The sequence below is a fragment of the Alphaproteobacteria bacterium genome (assembly GCA_030740435.1).
GTDB lineage: Bacteria > Pseudomonadota > Alphaproteobacteria > UBA2966 > UBA2966.
Map to the genome: position 1 here is coordinate 1 of JASLXG010000202.1, position 15,389 is coordinate 15,389.

The following is a 15,389-nucleotide window of genomic DNA, read 5'->3' on the forward strand; positions in this document are numbered from 1 at the left end:
GCCTCGCGGAGCTTGCCGATAATCTGCTCAACCGTGTGATTCTTCTTCGCCATTTTGCCCTCCTTCAAGCCAACCCAATCCTAACATCCGGGCTGGACCAGTTTTCGGGGGGTAGGCCACCGGCGCCCGGCGTCATCCTGAGCATCGCCGACCGTTCGGTGGGTTCCGTGGTGACGCAAGCCGAGCCCCTGTTCACCATCGTGCCCGCCGACGTGCCCATGGAAATGGAAGTCGACGTGTTGCCCAAGGACGTGGGGCTGATCCAGGTCGGCGACCTGGTGCGCATCAAACTGGATGCGCTGCCCTTCCAGAAGCACGGCACATCATCGAGGGCCGGGTGCGCCTGATCAGCGAAGACGCAGTGGCCGCCGAGGGCCGTGCCGCCGAGACCGTCTACCGCTCGCGCATCGAGCTCAAGGCGCGCAAGCTACGCGAGGTGCCGGATAGCTTTCGCCTGACGCCGGGCCTCACGGGCAGCGCCGACATCACCGTCGGCAAGCGCCGCATCATCACCTACTTTATCTATCCCCTGGTCCGGGCCTTCGATACAAGCTTCCGCGAGCCCTAGTACTCAGGTGCCCACACGCGTCAAGGTCTGCTGCATGATGAGCCCGGAGGAGGCCCGGCTGGCCGTAGAATGCGGTGCCGATGCCGTCGGTCTGGTCAGTGAGATGCCCAGCGGTGCCGGCGTCATCGGCGACGACCTGGCGGCCGAGATCGCCGCCGGGGTGCCGCCGGGCGTGATGAGCGTGCTGCTGACCAACCGCCAATCGGTCTCCGCCATCGTCGCCCAGCAGCGCGCCGTGGCCGCCAATGCCCTGCAGCTGGTCGACGAACTGCCGGCCGGCGGCCAGGCCGAGCTGCGCCTGGCATTGCCTGGAATTTCGCTGATTCAAGTCGTTCACGTCCGTGGCCCCGAGGCCCTGGACGAAGCCCGCGCCGTGGCGCCTCAGGTCGATGCCGTGCTGCTCGATTCCGGCAATCCCGAACTCGCGGTGAAAGAGCTCGGCGGCACCGGCCGGGTGCACGACTGGGACCTCAGCAGCCGCATCGTGGCGGCGCTGGAGATCCCGGTCTTCCTGGCCGGCGGCCTTCACGCCGGCAACGTCGGCGAAGCCATCGCCCGGGTGCGGCCCTACGGCGTAGACCTCTGCAACGGCGTGCGCACGGCCGGCAAACTCGACGAGGCCAAGCTACGCGCCTTCTTCGCCGCCGTCGCCTTAACCTTCCTTAATTAAGGGGACGCGGACGCTTTTCCGAGCAGCGCCGCCTTGATGGCATGGTCGACGAAGGCGGCCTCGAGGGCGGTGCGGGTGAGGGCGCGTAGCGCCTCGTCGTCGAGGCCGAAGTGGCGGGCGGCGAAATCGTATTCGCGGCCGATGGAGGTGGCGAAGTAGGGCGGGTCGTCGGAATTGAGAGTCACGGCGAGGCCGGCCCGAAGGAGTTCGGGAAAGGGGTGGGCCTCGGGCGAGGCATACATTCCGGTCGCCAGGTTGCTGCCGGGGCAGATCTCGAGCACCAGGCCACGCTCGGCGATCTCGGCCACCAGGGCGGGGTCTTCGCTGGCCCGGACGCCGTGGCCGAGCCGCTTCACGGGCAGCGTCTCGATGGCCTGGCGCACGCTTTCCGGGCCGGCCCATTCGCCGGCGTGGACGGTGCAGGCGAGACCGGCCGCGGCGACGTGGCCGAAGACCCCGGCGAAGGCGCCGGCCGGATAGGCCGCCTCATCGCCGCCCATGCCGAAGCCGACCACCAGGGGGTGGGGCTCGGCCACCACCTGGCCGGCGATCTCCAGGCCGCGTTCGGGACCGAAATGGCGCACGCAGGTGACGATGATGCGGCCCTCGATGCCGCATTCGGCGCGGGCCTCCTCGATACCCGCGGCGATACCCTCGAGATGGTCGCTGTAGCTCATGCCGTTTTGCGCCGCGTGGTCGGGGGACGACATCAGCTCGACGTAGATGGCCCCCTCGGCGGCCGAGCGCACGAGGTAGTCCCGCGTCACCTCGCGGTAGTCGTCCGGCGTACGGATGACGGCGGCGGCGATGTCGTAGAGCTCGAGGAAATCGGGGAAGTCGCGCCAGACGAATTCGCCGTCGGGCCCGAAGCGTTCGGGGGGCAGCGTCATGCCGTGGCGCCGGGCCAGGCGCCGCACCAGTTCCGGCCTGGCCGTGCCCTCGAGGTGAACGTGGAGCTCGGCCTTGGGGATCATGACGCGATGCGCTCGAGGACCAGCGGACCAGGCGGGGCATGGTTACCCAGCGTCACGGCGGCGCGGATCTCCCGGGCCGCCTCCTCGGCGGCGGCCGGGCCGCGGGCATGCACCAGGCAGAGCGGCCGTTCGGGCCCGACTTCGTCGCCCGGGCCGGCCAGGCGCGTGAGGCCGACGCCGTGGTCGATGGCGTCGCCGGCCCGCCGCCGGCCGCCACCCAGCGCGATGATGGCAAGGCCGATGCGGCGCACATCAAGGGCCGCGACAACTCCCGCCTGCTCCGCCAACACCGCCAACTCGTGCTCCGCCAGCGTCACTTGCTCGGGGCGTTCGAGCAGATCGGCAGGGCCGCCAAGCGCCGCCACCATGGCCGCGAAACGCTCGGCCGCGGCGCCGCTCTCGAGGGTTTTTCGCGCCATCTCCCGGCCCTCGCCGACATCCGGCGCCAGGCCGCCGGTCACCAGCAACTCCGCCGTCAGCGCCAGCGTCAGCTCATGGAGGCGCGATTGGCGCTCATCGCCGCGCAGGAAATCGATGGCTTCCCGTACTTCGACGGCGTTGCCGGCGGAGAGCCCCAGGACTTGGTTCATGTCGCTCAAGCGCGCCGTGGTCCTGAGCCCGGCGCCGTTGGCCACCTCGACGATGCTGCGGGCCAGTTCCTCGGCCTGGGCCTCGGTGGCGGCGAAGGCGCCAGAGCCGAACTTAACGTCCATGACCAAACCATCGAGGCCGGCGGCCAGCTTCTTGGAGAGGATCGAGGCGGTGATCAGGGGGATCGATTCGACAGTCGCCGTGACGTCACGGATACCGTAGAGCCGGCGGTCGGCGGGCGCCAGATCAGCGGTCTGGCCGATGATGGCGCAACCGGCGTCGGCCACGACGCGGCGGAAAACCTCGATCGAGGGTGCCGTATCGTAACCCGGGATGCTGTCGAGCTTGTCCAGCGTGCCGCCGGTGTGGCCCAGCCCGCGCCCCGAGATCATCGGCACGCAGCCTCCCGCCGCCGCCACCATGGGGGCCAGCAGAAGCGACACCTTGTCGCCCACGCCGCCTGTCGAGTGCTTGTCGAGAAGTGGGCCGGGCAAAGCCATTCCCGACCACTCGAGCACGCTTCCCGAGTCCCGCATGGCTTCGGTCAGGGCCACCGTTTCGCCCCGCTCGAGGCCCTGAAAGAAGACCGCCATGGCCCAGGCGGCAACTTGACCTTCCGTAATAGAATTATCCGATAACGATTTGATAAAAAAAGAAATTTCGTCTGAGGTTAAGATTTCACCGTTGCGTTTCCTGCGAATGATTTCCTGGGGCAGGAAAGCCCCGCCGCCTTCACTCGCCATAGGGAATCCAGATGTTCTTGACCTGGCTGGCCCGTTCGAGAAATTCCCGGCCCTCGCCCTGGCGGCGCTGGCGCCAATCGCGCCGCCGGGTCTCGATCCAGATGGGCTTGAGGTTGCCGGCGGCCAGGCCTTCGAGCTCGGCCCCCAGTGCGGCCGGGCCGAAGTACCAAAGCGCATCGATCTCGGCATGGGCGGCCAGCACCGGCGCCAAGTCGGCAGGCCGGCCGCTGACGATGTTGACCACCCCGCCGGGTACGTCCGAGGTGTCCAGCACCTGGTATAAATCGGTGGCCGAGAGCGGATGCGGAGCCGAGGGCACCAGGACCACCCGATTGCCGGCCGTCAGCGCCGGGCCCAGCAGCGACACCATGGCCAGCAGGGGCGCCTCTTCGGGGCAGATGATAGCCAGGATGCCGTGGGGCTCGTTGAGCGCCAGCGTCAGGCCGCGCAAGGGCGGCTCGTGCACGGCGCCTTCGAACTTGTCGGCCCAGGCGGCGGCGGCAAACAGGCGCGCCACGGAGGCCTTCACCTCAGCCCGGGCGGCGCGGCGCGAAACCCCGGTCTGGGCGGCAATGCGGCCGGCGAACTCGGCCGCCCGGGCCTCCAGGTTCTCGGCCACGTAATAGATCACCTGGGCTCGGTTGTGGGCCGTGGCGCGGCTCCAGGCAAGCGCCTTGCGGGCGGCCTCGACGGCATCGCGAATGTCCTTGCGGCTGCCGGTGCCGACCTCGCCGAGACGGCGCCCATCAGGCCCGAGAACGGCCTGGCTGTACCCCGAATCGGGCCTTTTTTGCGCCCCGCCGATGTAAAGCTTCGGCGTTCGATCGAGGTCCAGTTCGGGCACCTGGTCCGCTATCTCGACGACTTTCGTTGATTCGACATAGGCCTCGCGGCCTAGATCCCAGTCGGGCCGCAGGTATTCCCCCAGGCCCTCGCGGCCGCCCTCGCGGCCGAATCCCGATTCGCGCCGGCCGCCAAAGCCGCAGGCGGCATCGAAAAGGTTCGTGGCATTGACCCAGACGACGCCGCAAACCAGTTTCGGCGCCACCTCGAGGGCCAGATTGATGCTCTCGCTCCAGACGCTGGCGGCCAGGCCATAGCGCGTGTTGTTGGCCAGTTCGATGGCTTCGCCGGGCGTGCGGAAAGTGGTGGCCACCAGCACCGGGCCGAAGATCTCCTGCTGGGCGATGGTGGCGGCGGGCTGGACGTTGGTAAAAAGCGTCGGCGGAAAGAAGTTGCCGGCCGGGCAGGGCAGGTCGGGCTGCCACATCTCGCCGCCTTCGTCGATGCCGGTTTGCACCAGGTCCCGGATGCGTTCGAGCTGGGCCGGGGCCACGATGGCGCCGATGTCGGTGCCCTTGTCGAGTGGATCGCCGAGGCGCAGCTTATTCATGCGTGTTTTGAGTTTGGCGATGAAAACCTCAGCCACCGATTCCTGGACCAGCAGGCGCGAGCCGGCGCAGCAAACCTGACCCTGGTTGAACCAGATGGCGTCGACCAGGCCTTCGACGGCACTGTCGAGATCGGCATCGTCGAAGACGATGAAGGGCGACTTGCCGCCGAGCTCCAGCGTCAAGCGCTTGCCGGAACCCGCGGTTTTCTCGCGGATCAGGCGGCCCACCTCGGTCGAGCCGGTGAAGGCGATTTTGTCGATGTCCGGATGCTCGACGATCATCTCGCCCACCGCGCCGTCGCCGCTGACGACGTTGAAGACACCCGCCGGCAGCCCCGCCCGCTGCGCCAGTTCGGCGAACAGGAGCGCCGTCAGGCTGGTGTATTCGGCCGGCTTCAGCACCACCGTGTTGCCCGTGGCCAGGGCCGGAGCGAGCTTCCAGGCCAGCATCAAAAGGGGGAAATTCCAGGGGATGATCTGGCCCGCCACACCCAGCGCCTGGTGGCCGGGAAATTCGTCCTCCAACAACTGGGCCCAACCGGCATGGTGATAGAAATGGCGCGCCACCAGGGGCACGTCGATGTCGCGGCTTTCACGGATCGGCTTGCCGTTGTCCAGCGTCTCCAGCACCGCCAGCAACCGGGCCTGGCGCTGCACCATGCGGGCCAGGGCATAAAGCGGCCGGGCCCGGCCGGCACCCGGCTTGGCCCAGGCCGGCTGCGTCGCCCGGGCGGCCGCCACGGCGCGCTCCACATCAGCCGCCGTGGCCTGGCTGATCTCGGCGAGTTTCTCGCCGTTGGCGGGGTTCAGGCTTGCGAAAGTCGCGCCGGGTTCGCCGAAATTACCGTCGATGAAAGAGCCGAAGCGGCGCCCGTGGCGCTCGAGCCAGGCCTCGGCCTCCTTCGTGCCCTCGGGGGCGGGGCCGTAGTCCATGCTTTGCATGATTTCGGCAACGCTCATGCTTAACCCATGGGATGGCGGTGGCTGGCGGAGTAGGCGCCGGAAAGGTGGTGCTCGAGCTGGCGTTCGATGTCGCCCAGCAACCCCGAAGCACCGATGCGGAAGAGTTCAGGCTCGAGCCAGGGCCGGCCCAGTTCCTCGCGCATCATGATCTGGTAGGCCAGTACGCTTTTGGCCGTGCCGATGCCGCCGGCCGGCTTGAAGCCGATGCGTTGGCCGGTTTCCGCGCCAAAGGCGCGGATCTGGCGCAGCATGACCAGCGACACGGGCAAGGTGGCGTTGGTACTTTCCTTGCCCGTCGAGGTCTTGATGAAGTCGGCCCCGGCCATCATCGCCACCCAACTCGCCCGGGCCACCAGGCGTAGCGTGCCCAGGTCGCCGGTACCCAGGATGGCCTTGAGATGGGCCGGCCCGGCGGCCTCGCGAAAAGCCCGAACCTCGTCGTAAAGCGCCGTCCAGTTGCCGCCCAGCACATGACCGCGGTTGATGACGATGTCGATCTCGGCCGCTCCGGCCGCCACCGAGGCATCGACTTCGGCGATGCGGCCGGAAAGGGAAGAAAGCCCTGCCGGAAAGCCCGCCGAGACGGCGGCCACGGGAATGCCGCTGCCGGCCAGAGCCGCCACGGCCGCCGGCACCATTTCATGGTAGACGCAGACGGCGCCGACGCTGAGGCCCAGGTTGGCCACGCCGAGCGCTTCCAAGAGGTCTCGGCGCAGGGGCTGACGGGCCTTGGCGCAAAGTCGTTCGACCCGTCCCGGGGTGTCGTCGCCGGCCAGCGTGGTCAGGTCGATGCACGAAATCGCCTTGAGCAGCCAAGCCGCCTGGTGGTCCTTCTTCAAACTGCGCCGCGTGGTCAGCGTTGCCGCCCGGCGCTCGACGGCGCTGGTATTGACACGCAACGCCCTCAGCCTTCCTGTGTCGAGCGGCGTTCCCGGATTGCGGGCCGGCTGGTGCAAAGCCTGCACGCTGGATTGGTTGAGCTTGGTCATGAATTCATTTAGCAGTTTGCCCGATGGCGGTGATTTTGGCGAGGGCAGGGATGGCGAAATTGGTCTGGAGTGAGGATTTCAGCGTCGGGGTCGCGAAGCTCGACGAAGATCACAAAAATATCCTCAGGCTGATAAATACCCTGGTCGACCTGGGCGAAGTCTCTTCGTCGTCCGAGGAAATCGGCGATGCCCTGACGGCCATGACCAACTACGCCAACCGCCATTTCGAGCGGGAGGAAGCTCACCTGCGCTCGATCGGCTTTCCGGATATCGAGCGCCATGCCCGGGAGCACATGGTCTTCGGCGAAACCACGGTCGATTTCTGCCTGCAAGTCCTGGACGGTGGCGGCGGCATCCCGGAACGGGTCCTTGCCTATTTGCGCCATTGGTGGGTCGGCCATATCCTCGAGAACGAGACATGGCGTACAAGAAGTTCATCGAGGACCAAAGCTAAAGAGGCTATCATAGCGGCTGCCTCTTCAAGCCGTTGTCGCCCCAAGTCCTTGTAGCCAACTTCCCCCTTCCGGAGCTCGTCATGGCATCGCCGCTTACCGTCGCGCCGAGCGGAAACGTGACCTTCCTCGGCTTTCCCTTGGAACTCGAAAGCGAAGGCCTCGGGGCCGACGTGGCCATCCTCGGCCTGCCCTATGGCGATCCCTACGGGCTGGACGAGGTCAGCAACGACCAGGGCCGGGCGCCCGCCGCCGTGCGCCGCGCCTCGGCCCGGGCCATGCGCGGGCTCGAGCGTTGGGACTTCGATCTCGGCGGCACGCTGCTGGACGGCCAGGACGTGCGCCTCGTCGATTGCGGCGACGTGCCGGGCGATGCCCGCGAGCTCGGCCGCCATTACCAAAGCGCCGAGCACCTGGCGGGCAACCTGCTGGCCGCCGGCGTGCTGCCCATAATAATCGGCGGCGACCACGGCGTGCCCATCCCGGTGCTACGGGCCTACGAGGAACACGGCCCCATCACCCTGATCCAGGTCGATGCCCATCTCGACTGGCGCGACGAGGTAAACGGCGTTCGCGAGGGCTATTCCAGCCCCATGCGGCGGGCCTCCGAGATGGCCCACGTGGCCGAGATCTTTCAGTTCGGCCTGCGCTCATCGGGCAGCGCCCGGGCCGAGGACGTGGCGGCGGCGCTCGACTACGGCGCCCATCTGGTGCCCGACAGCGAGCTCCAGCAAGTGGGCATGGCGGCGCTGCTCGAGCGCATTCCCGACGGTGGGCGCTATTACCTGACCATCGACGCCGACGGCCTCGATCCGGCCGTCATGCCGGCCGTGGCGGCGCGCACGCCGGGGGGGCTTTCCTTTGATCAGATGCGCACCCTGATCCATGGCCTGGTGGCCAAGGGCCGGGTGGTGGGCATGGATATCGTCGAAATCACGCCCCGGCGCGACCTCAACGATATCTCGGCCATCACGGCCGCCCGCTTGATCGTCAACCTCATCGGCATGGCGGTGCGAGGCGGCTACTTCGGCGGTGCCGGCGGCTGATGGCCACGACCGCCCAACTCATTGCGCGCCGCCTGGCCGAAGCCGGCTGCCGTTATGCCTTCGGCATTCCCGGCGGCGAAGTGCTGACCTTGATGGCGGCCCTCGAGGAGGCGGGGATCAGTTTCGTTCTGGCCAAGCACGAAAACAGCGCCGGCTTCATGGCCGAAGGCGCCCATCATGCCACGGGAGCGCCCGGCCTATTGCTGGCCACCCTCGGCCCCGGCGCGGCCAACGCCACCAACGTCATCGCCAACGCCTACCAGGATCGGGTGCCGCTGATCTTTCTCACCGGCTGCGTCGATGCCGCCCAGGCCGCCAGCTACACCCACCAGGTCATCGATCACGCCGCCCTCATGGCGCCCATCACCAAGGCCAGCCTGCGAGTGGAGCAGGGCGCCGTCGGGGTGACCATCGACAAGGCCCTGGCCATCGCCCTGGACGGCCAGCCGGGGCCGGTGCACGTCGATGTTCCCATCGGGCTGGCGATTGCCGAACAGCCCGAAAGCGTTGGCATTCGCCGACCCGCACCGGCCCCGGCCGGGCCGGCGCCGTCGCCCGAGCTGGAAGCGGCCAGAGAGCTTTTCCGCCAGGCCGAGCGCCCCTTGATGATCGCCGGTCTCGACGTGCTCAACCAGGGCGGCGAGGAGGCCCTGGCAACGCTGGTGCGGAAGTTTCGCCTGCCGCTGCTCACCACCTACAAGGCCAAAGGTGTGCTGGACGAGGACGATTCCCTGTGCCTGGGTGGCGTCGGCCTCTCGCCCCGAGCCGACGAACTCGTCTTGCCCTTCGTGCATGAAAGCGATCTGGTCATCCTGGCCGGTTACGACCCCATCGAGATGCGCAGCGGCTGGTGCCAGCCCTGGGCCGCGGGCCAGCCGGTCATCGAGTTCTCGGCCGTCGCCAACAGCCACTACGTACACCTGGCGAGCCACAGCTTCGTGGGCGACGTGGCGGCTGGACTGGAGGCCCTGGCGGCCGGCCACGAGTCCGCCGCGATCTGGCCCGGCGGCCAGCCGGCGGCCCTGGCCCGGTCGCTGGCCGAGGCCTTTCCCGGCGAGGAGGACTGGGGCCCGGCGGCGGTCATCGACACGCTGCGTCGCGCTCTGCCGCCCGACGGCGTGGCCACGGCCGACACCGGCGCCCACCGCATCCTGTTGAGCCAGATGTGGCGCTGCCCGGGGCCACGGCAATTGCTGCAATCGACGGCCTTCGGCACCATGGGCTGCGCCCTGCCGCTGGCTCTGGGCTACAAGCTGGCCCAGCCCGAACGGCCAGTGGTGGCCTTCGTCGGCGATGCCGGGCTGGAGATGGTGCTGGGCGAATTGGCCACGGCCCGCGATTTGGGCTTGGCCGTGGTGGTGGTCGTCTTCGTCGACGAGCAACTCGCCTTGATCGAGCTGAAGCAGCGCAGGTTAGGTCATGATGAACTCGGCGTGGCCTTCGGCGGCAGCGACTTCGCGGCCGTGGCCCAGGCCCTGGGCGGTACCGGCGCGACGGCCGGCAGCCGCGACGAACTGGCGGCCGAGGTCGAACGTGCCCTGGGCCGCGACAGCTTCACCGTCATCGCCTGCCCCATCGAGCGGCGATCTTATGACGGACGCTTCTGATAAATTAGGCTAACCCCGGGCCTGGCGCGGCATGATGCCTTGATAGGGCAGGCGCAGCACGGCCTCGTGGACCATGGTGGCCAAGGTCGTGAGGTCGAATATGGGCAGGCCCAGGCGCTGTTGTAGGGTGTGGGCGTAGGGCGGCATGTCAGTGCATTCCAGCACCACGGCACCGACGTCGGGGTGGGTCTTGAGCAACAGCTTGGCGGCGGGCCAGGACCTCTTTTTCGATCTTCGCCATGTCCATGTCATCGCGCTGGCCCTCGAGGATGACCTCGCGGAATTCGCGGTAATCGTCCATGCCCTGGACGGCCACCGGGATATCGCCAGCGCCGACGGCGGCGAAATGCTGCGCTGTCAGGTTGGGTCCGCTGGCGGTCAGTACGCCGACCTTGCCGCGGCCGCCCAGCATGTGGTGGACCAGCGGCACCTGGATCAGGCTGGAGGCGAACATGGGCACGCTGACGGCCTCGGCCAACTGACGCTGGAAGAGCGCAAAAAAGCCGCAGCTACCTGTGATGGCACGGGCGCCCTCGGCCTCCAGGCGCCGGGCAGCCTCGAGGAAGGGTTCGATGAAACCGGGCGGCGGGCCGTTGACGAGCTTGGCCACGGTAGCACCGGGCACGGTTTCATAGAGCACGGGAAAGCTCAGGCCCGAGGGGTTCTTGATGTGTCCGGGTGGCTTGGGGAAGTGTGAATCCAGGCACAACACGCCGATGGTGACGCCATAGATGTTCGGGCCACCCTGAAGCTTCATGGCGTCATGGTCCCGGTCCGGCGAAGCGGTCCACGCCATAGGGCGTCAGGTCGATGTTGGGCCGTCCCCCGGTAGCCAGGTCGGCGATCACCCGGCCCGTCATGGGCGCCATCATGAGACCGCAATGGGCATGGCCGAAGGCGGCATAGAGGCCAGGCCGGCCGGGGATCTCGCCGAGACATGGCAGGCTGTCGGGAAAGCTCGGGCGAATGCCCATCCATTCCTCGCCGTCCTCGGTGTTTAGGCCCGGCACCAGGCGCTTGGTCAGGCGCTTGAAGATTCGCGCGCGGCGGTAATTGGGCGCTGCCTCGAGGCCAGCGAACTCGGCCGTTCCGGCGCTGCGCAAGCCCATCTCCATGGAACTGGCGACGAACATCGCATCGACCGCCATGATCGAATGATTGAGGCTGACGCCGGGTTCGCGGAAGACCATGTGATAGCCCCTTTCGGGCTCCAGCGGCAGATTGAGCCCCAAGGGCTCGAGCAGTCGTGCCGACCAGGCACCGGCAGCCACCACGACGTTATGGCTTTCGAACACGCCCCCGTCGCATGTGATGCGCCAACCGCCGCCCTCGCGCGGTGCCAAGCTGGCGACCGAGGCAGACAGGATTTCCCCGCCCAGGCTTCGCACCTTGTCGGCCAGCACCGCGCCCAGGCGGCCAGGCGACAGAGCCCGGGCCTGGTCCCTGATGATGATGGCGGCCTGGAAATCGGGCGAAAGGTCGGGCTCGATCTCGCGCAATTGATCGCCGTCGACGAGTTCCAAGGGCGTATCGTGGTCGCGGCGAAGCCGCCACGCGAGGTCGTCGAGGTCGTCGAGGTCGGCCACCGCTTTGGTTTTCTTGCGGTAGGCGTGGATGTAATAGCAATCGCGCAACAAGCCCTCGTGGCCACTGCCGGCCAGGTGGTGGCGGTAGAGATCGACGCTGGGCCGGTTCAGCGCCGCCATGGCGGCGGCGATGGCGGGAATGCGATGACGGCGCCCAGCGGCCAGGAACTTCAGCGCCCAGGGCATGGCCTGCAGCAGGTATTGCGGCCGGATGGCCACCGGACCCTCGGGATCGAGCAGCCAGCGCGACACCTTCAGCCAGACTCCGGGCAACGACTGGGGCACGCAGGACCAGGGCGAGATGACGCCGGCGTTGCCGAAGCTCGTGCCCTGGCCCGGCTCGTCGCGTTCGACGAGGCGTACACGGGCGCCCTTTTCGAGCAACGAAAGCGCACAGCAGATGCCGACGATACCTCCGCCGATGATGGTCACGGCGTCATCGTCCTTGTCGGGCATCCGTTTGTCCTTCCCCTTAGCGAATCACCATCACCGAACAGCGGGCGTGGCGCACGATGCGGGCGGCGGCGCTGCCCAGCAGGTAATCCGAAACGTTTGATTTGTGCGAGCCGGTGACGATCAGTCCGGCGCCGACCGCTTCGGCAGCCGCCAGAACCTCCTCGTAGACCGTGCCGAAACGGATCGAACACGAGATCGTGCCCGACCGGAGATCGAGCCCGGCCGCCAATTTGGCCAGCTCGGCCTCGGCCTGGCCGGCCGCCATTTGCTCGTAATTTTCATGCAGGAACTGCGAGACGATGGCCGGCGCCGCCGCCACCACGTTCAGCAGGTGCATATCGCAGGCATTGGAATTGGCGATATCCTCGGCGGCCTGCAGGATGCGCTGAATGGGCTCGCCATGCTCCAGATCGATGGCCACAAGAACGGTTTTGAACATATCCTTGCCCCCTTTGTCCTTGTGACGTTAGAAATCGGATGCGGCTTCGGCCGCCTTGGCGCGGCGGCTGTCGGCCAATTGCAACAGCACCACCGGCACGGCAATCACCAGGGCCACGATATCGCTCTGCCAACTGGGCGCCACCAGCAGCAATCCGGTGCAGACCATGTAGAAGCGCCAGAAGGGATTGAGCGGCGCCAGGAAGAAGCCTGACACCGCCGTGGCGATGGCGAACACCCCGAAGGCGCAACTCAGCGAGACCTGGATGAAGGAGATCCAGGTGAAGTATTCCGGCAGCACCAGCAGCATGGTCGGCGCGTAGACGAAGACCATGGGCACCATCAGCTTGCCGATGCCTAGCGTGAAGGCATTGATCCCGGTGCGGAAGGGGTTGGCCCCGGCAATGCCGGCGGCGGCGTAGGCCGAAGCACACACGGGTGGTGTGATCTCCGAGATGACGCCGTAGTAGAGCACGAACATGTGGGTCGCTAGCGGTGGAACTCCCAACTGCGCCAGGGCCGGCTGGGCCACCGAAACCAGCATGATGTAGAGCGCCGTGGTGGGCAGGCCGGCACCCATGAGAATGCAGGCAATGGCGATCAGCACCAACGACAGGAACTGCTGGATCGAGGCCTGCGCGAAGACCTCGAGCGGGATCCAGCCGATTATCAGGTGCAGCCCTTCAGCCATATCGCGGGCGCCGTTGGTGACCATGAAACCGAGCCGGAAGGCGACGCCGGTGGTATTGATGACACCGACCACGATGCCTACGGCGGCCGAGGCTGCGCCCACGGCGAGGGCGTACTGCACGCCGACGTGGAAGCTATCGAAGAGCTTGCCGATGGGCTCGCGCCGGCGCTTGTGCATCAGGCTGAGGATCAGCAGGCCGGCCAGGATACCGGCCAACACCGGCGAGAAGCCGCCGTCCGAGGCCTTCCACAGAATGAAGGTCATGAGACCGCCGGGAATGACCAGGGTCAGTGGTTTTTGGAAGGACGTGAAACCGACGACAATGCAGAACATGAGGCCGGTGAAGGCCGCCATGTTGGGCGAATAGCCGCTAAACAGCACGATCAACAGCGCCAGCAGCGGTAGCGCCGTGTGCCAACCCTCGCGCCAGACCTTGAAGAAATTCGGCAACTGGTCCTTGGCATAGCCCTTGAGGCCAAGACGCCGGGCCGTGAAGTGGACGATCGACATGACACCGACGTAATGCATGGTGGCCGGCACGATGGCGGCCAGCACGATGGTGGTGTAGGGCACCTCGAGGAACTCGGCCATCAGGAACGAGGCGGCGCCCATGATCGGCGGCGTGATCTGGCCGCCGGCGCTGGCTGCCGCTTCGACGCCGCCGGCGAAATGGCCGGGATAGCCCAGCCGCTTCATGTTGGGGATGGTCAACGATCCCGTGGACACCGTATTGGCGATGGAAGAGCCGGAGATGGTGCCGAAGAAGGCCGACGAAACCACGCTCACCTTGGCTGGGCCGCCGGTGTAGCGGCCGGCCAGGATCATGGCGTTGTCGACGAAGAACTGGCCGAGACCCATGCGCTGGGCGACCACGCCGAAGAGCACGAAGTGGAAGACCACCGTCGAGACCACCCACAGCGTGACGCCGAAGATGCCTTCCTGGGGGAAGTACATGTTGTTGATGAACTGGCGCCAGTCGACGCCGGGGTGCTTGAGCACCTGGAAGGGCATGTGCGGCCCCAACAAAGCATAGGCCACGAAAACCAGGATAATCAGCGGCAGCACGAAGCCCAGCGAACGCCTGGCGAGCACCACCAGCGCCGTGGCCGACGTAGGCTTTGAGGAGAGTGTCGACTCGGCTCTTGTGAACAACGAGATGCTCTCCTTCGATTGCTTCTGCGCCATACCGGCCGACGATCCCCTGGCCAACCGCGAGGTCGTCACGCCGGCCGATCTGGATGGCAAGCCGATGGCCACGCTGTTCACCGACCACCCGACCTATGGTCAGACCTTGCGCGCCTTCGAGGAAAGCGGCGCCGTGCTCAACACACGTTTCGAGACGCAGTTTTTCATGCCCATGTTCACCTTCATCGAGAACGGCCTGGCCTATTCCGTGGTCGATCCCCTGAGCGCCGAGGGCTACCGCATCTATCGCGGCGACGACTGCCGGGTGGTCTTCCGTCCCTTCCGTCCCAAGGTTCGTCTCATGGCTTCGATCATGACGCCGGCGCATCGCTCGCTATCCACAACCTGGCCCAGGCTTTCACGGCGGCGCTGCGCAACGAAATCCGGCGGGTGGACAGAGCCCAGCCGGACGGCGCCTAGCCCGCATTCGGGCTGGTGGCCGAGTTGGAGAGGACGGGAACGAAAGCGGAATTCTCTTGACTTGGCGGCTGCGAAAGCCCATATCGCGCTCAGCGACACCCCTTCAAGGTCATTTTTGGATCGCTCGCCCGCCCATTTCGTTATCTGGGCCGGCCTCTTTTCTTACCGACAAATGTAGGCGTTTCGTCAGCCCGGCCCGTGCCCAGCGCAGGCCGAGAGCGATATTTTGAATCAAGAAAGACACACTACACATGACAGACTTTTCGGGCCTAGCACTGGCCCAACCCATCCTTCGCGCCATCCGGGACGAAGGCTACACCACTCCCACCCCGATCCAGCAGAAGTCGATTCCGGCGCTGCTGGCGGGCCGCGACCTGCTGGGCGTGGCCCAGACCGGCACCGGCAAGACGGCCGCATTCGCCTTGCCGCTGCTGCATTACCTGGAGAAAAACACAGCAGGGGCACCGAGAAAGGCCCAGCACCGCCAGCCCCGGGCGCTGATCCTGGCGCCGACGCGCGAGCTGGCCAGCCAGATCGGCGACAGCCTGCGCAGTTATGGCCGCCATCTCTCCTTGCGCACCACCACGGTCTTCGGCGGCACCTCCATCCGGCCTCAA

At 66.9% G+C, this 15,389-nt stretch carries 16 protein-coding genes and 1 pseudogene; 8 read left to right on the plus strand and 9 right to left on the minus strand.

Annotated features, from left to right (window positions below; translation table 11 throughout):
• From QGG75_19285 to QGG75_19295, 3 genes are all read left to right on the plus strand, one after another.
• Window positions 1-347 (plus strand): HlyD family efflux transporter periplasmic adaptor subunit (locus QGG75_19285; protein ID MDP6069373.1); only part of this gene is annotated, 347 nt, incomplete at its 5' end.
• Complete coding sequence (locus QGG75_19290) at window positions 338-568, plus strand: hypothetical protein (protein MDP6069374.1); 231 nt, start codon at window positions 338-340, stop codon at window positions 566-568. The genes QGG75_19285 and QGG75_19290, both read left to right, overlap by 10 nt.
• A gap of 7 nt (window positions 569-575) precedes the next feature.
• On the plus strand, window positions 576-1,238 hold the full coding sequence (locus QGG75_19295) for a phosphoribosylanthranilate isomerase (GenBank protein MDP6069375.1): 663 nt from the start codon (window positions 576-578) through the stop codon (window positions 1,236-1,238).
• Here QGG75_19295 and add read toward each other — a convergent pair.
• Genes add through deoC form a run of 4 tightly spaced genes read right to left on the minus strand, consistent with a single transcriptional unit; the run spans window position 1,235 to window position 6,891 of the window.
• Complete coding sequence (gene add / locus QGG75_19300; protein MDP6069376.1) at window positions 1,235-2,212, minus strand: adenosine deaminase; 978 nt, start codon at window positions 2,210-2,212, stop codon at window positions 1,235-1,237. The two genes, QGG75_19295 and add, sit on opposite strands and share 4 nt — an antisense overlap.
• Window positions 2,209-3,546 (minus strand): thymidine phosphorylase, encoded by a 1,338-nt coding sequence (gene deoA / locus QGG75_19305; GenBank protein ID MDP6069377.1) that lies wholly within the window; start codon window positions 3,544-3,546, stop codon window positions 2,209-2,211. Before deoA ends, add begins: the two co-directional genes overlap by 4 nt.
• Entirely contained in the window at window positions 3,536-5,899 is a 2,364-nt protein-coding gene (locus QGG75_19310; GenBank protein MDP6069378.1) for an aldehyde dehydrogenase family protein, read from the minus strand. Before QGG75_19310 ends, deoA begins: the two co-directional genes overlap by 11 nt.
• 2 nt (window positions 5,900-5,901) lie before the next feature.
• Window positions 5,902-6,891 (minus strand): deoxyribose-phosphate aldolase, encoded by a 990-nt coding sequence (gene deoC, locus QGG75_19315; GenBank protein ID MDP6069379.1) that lies wholly within the window; start codon window positions 6,889-6,891, stop codon window positions 5,902-5,904.
• 23 nt (window positions 6,892-6,914) lie between these two features.
• Between deoC and QGG75_19320 the strand changes: the two genes are divergently transcribed.
• From QGG75_19320 to QGG75_19330, 3 genes are read left to right on the plus strand one after another with little or no spacing between them, the layout of a single operon-like run.
• Window positions 6,915-7,400 carry a bacteriohemerythrin gene (locus QGG75_19320; protein ID MDP6069380.1) on the plus strand — a complete coding sequence of 162 codons (486 nt, stop codon included), beginning with the start codon at window positions 6,915-6,917 and terminating at the stop codon, window positions 7,398-7,400.
• Between the two features lie 26 nt (window positions 7,401-7,426).
• Window positions 7,427-8,389, plus strand: coding sequence for an agmatinase (locus tag QGG75_19325; protein ID MDP6069381.1), 963 nt, complete (start codon window positions 7,427-7,429; stop codon window positions 8,387-8,389).
• Window positions 8,389-9,996: a thiamine pyrophosphate-binding protein gene (locus QGG75_19330; protein MDP6069382.1), complete on the plus strand. Its 1,608-nt coding sequence runs from the start codon at window positions 8,389-8,391 to the stop codon at window positions 9,994-9,996. The genes QGG75_19325 and QGG75_19330 overlap by 1 nt, the downstream gene beginning before the upstream one ends.
• Before the next feature lie 9 nt (window positions 9,997-10,005).
• Here the strand turns inward: QGG75_19330 and QGG75_19335 are convergent, their stop codons facing one another.
• The 5 genes and pseudogenes from QGG75_19335 to QGG75_19355 all read right to left on the minus strand — a co-directional run bounded on the left by QGG75_19335 (window position 10,006) and on the right by QGG75_19355 (window position 14,265).
• The gene (locus QGG75_19335; GenBank protein ID MDP6069383.1) at window positions 10,006-10,194 is read right to left on the minus strand and encodes a hypothetical protein; all 189 of its coding nucleotides are present in this window, start codon (window positions 10,192-10,194) and stop codon (window positions 10,006-10,008) included.
• Window positions 10,145-10,753: an aspartate/glutamate racemase family protein gene (locus QGG75_19340; GenBank protein ID MDP6069384.1), complete on the minus strand. Its 609-nt coding sequence runs from the start codon at window positions 10,751-10,753 to the stop codon at window positions 10,145-10,147. The genes QGG75_19335 and QGG75_19340 overlap by 50 nt, the downstream gene beginning before the upstream one ends.
• A gap of 4 nt (window positions 10,754-10,757) precedes the next feature.
• Entirely contained in the window at window positions 10,758-12,038 is a 1,281-nt protein-coding gene (locus tag QGG75_19345) for an FAD-binding oxidoreductase (protein ID MDP6069385.1), read from the minus strand.
• A gap of 16 nt (window positions 12,039-12,054) precedes the next feature.
• Window positions 12,055-12,477: a universal stress protein gene (locus tag QGG75_19350; GenBank protein ID MDP6069386.1), complete on the minus strand. Its 423-nt coding sequence runs from the start codon at window positions 12,475-12,477 to the stop codon at window positions 12,055-12,057.
• A 27-nt stretch (window positions 12,478-12,504) separates the two neighbouring features.
• A pseudogene (locus QGG75_19355) lies at window positions 12,505-14,265 on the minus strand (TRAP transporter fused permease subunit).
• A 4-nt stretch (window positions 14,266-14,269) separates the two neighbouring features.
• Between QGG75_19355 and QGG75_19360 the strand changes: the two are divergent.
• Together QGG75_19360 and QGG75_19365 are read left to right on the plus strand one after the other, a co-directional pair.
• A complete protein-coding gene (locus tag QGG75_19360; protein ID MDP6069387.1) occupies window positions 14,270-14,950 on the plus strand; it encodes a LysR substrate-binding domain-containing protein in 681 nt (226 codons plus the stop codon).
• A 73-nt stretch (window positions 14,951-15,023) separates the two neighbouring features.
• The coding region (locus tag QGG75_19365) for a DEAD/DEAH box helicase (protein MDP6069388.1) at window positions 15,024-15,389 on the plus strand (366 nt) is incomplete at its 3' end.

What these genes read in the sequence shown, in the direction of transcription:
- add (MDP6069376.1), bottom strand. Translation starts at nt 2,212, where the DNA reads ATGATCCCCAAGGCCGAGCTCCACGTTCACCTCGAGGGCACGGCCAGG.
- deoA (MDP6069377.1), bottom strand. Translation starts at nt 3,546, where the DNA reads ATGGCGAGTGAAGGCGGCGGGGCTTTCCTGCCCCAGGAAATCATTCGC.
- QGG75_19310 (MDP6069378.1), bottom strand. Translation starts at nt 5,899, where the DNA reads ATGAGCGTTGCCGAAATCATGCAAAGCATGGACTACGGCCCCGCCCCC.
- deoC (MDP6069379.1), bottom strand. Translation starts at nt 6,891, where the DNA reads ATGACCAAGCTCAACCAATCCAGCGTGCAGGCTTTGCACCAGCCGGCC.
- QGG75_19320 (MDP6069380.1), top strand. Translation starts at nt 6,915, where the DNA reads ATGGCGGTGATTTTGGCGAGGGCAGGGATGGCGAAATTGGTCTGGAGT.
- QGG75_19325 (MDP6069381.1), top strand. Translation starts at nt 7,427, where the DNA reads ATGGCATCGCCGCTTACCGTCGCGCCGAGCGGAAACGTGACCTTCCTC.
- QGG75_19330 (MDP6069382.1), top strand. Translation starts at nt 8,389, where the DNA reads ATGGCCACGACCGCCCAACTCATTGCGCGCCGCCTGGCCGAAGCCGGC.
- QGG75_19340 (MDP6069384.1), bottom strand. Translation starts at nt 10,753, where the DNA reads ATGAAGCTTCAGGGTGGCCCGAACATCTATGGCGTCACCATCGGCGTG.
- QGG75_19345 (MDP6069385.1), bottom strand. Translation starts at nt 12,038, where the DNA reads ATGCCCGACAAGGACGATGACGCCGTGACCATCATCGGCGGAGGTATC.
- QGG75_19350 (MDP6069386.1), bottom strand. Translation starts at nt 12,477, where the DNA reads ATGTTCAAAACCGTTCTTGTGGCCATCGATCTGGAGCATGGCGAGCCC.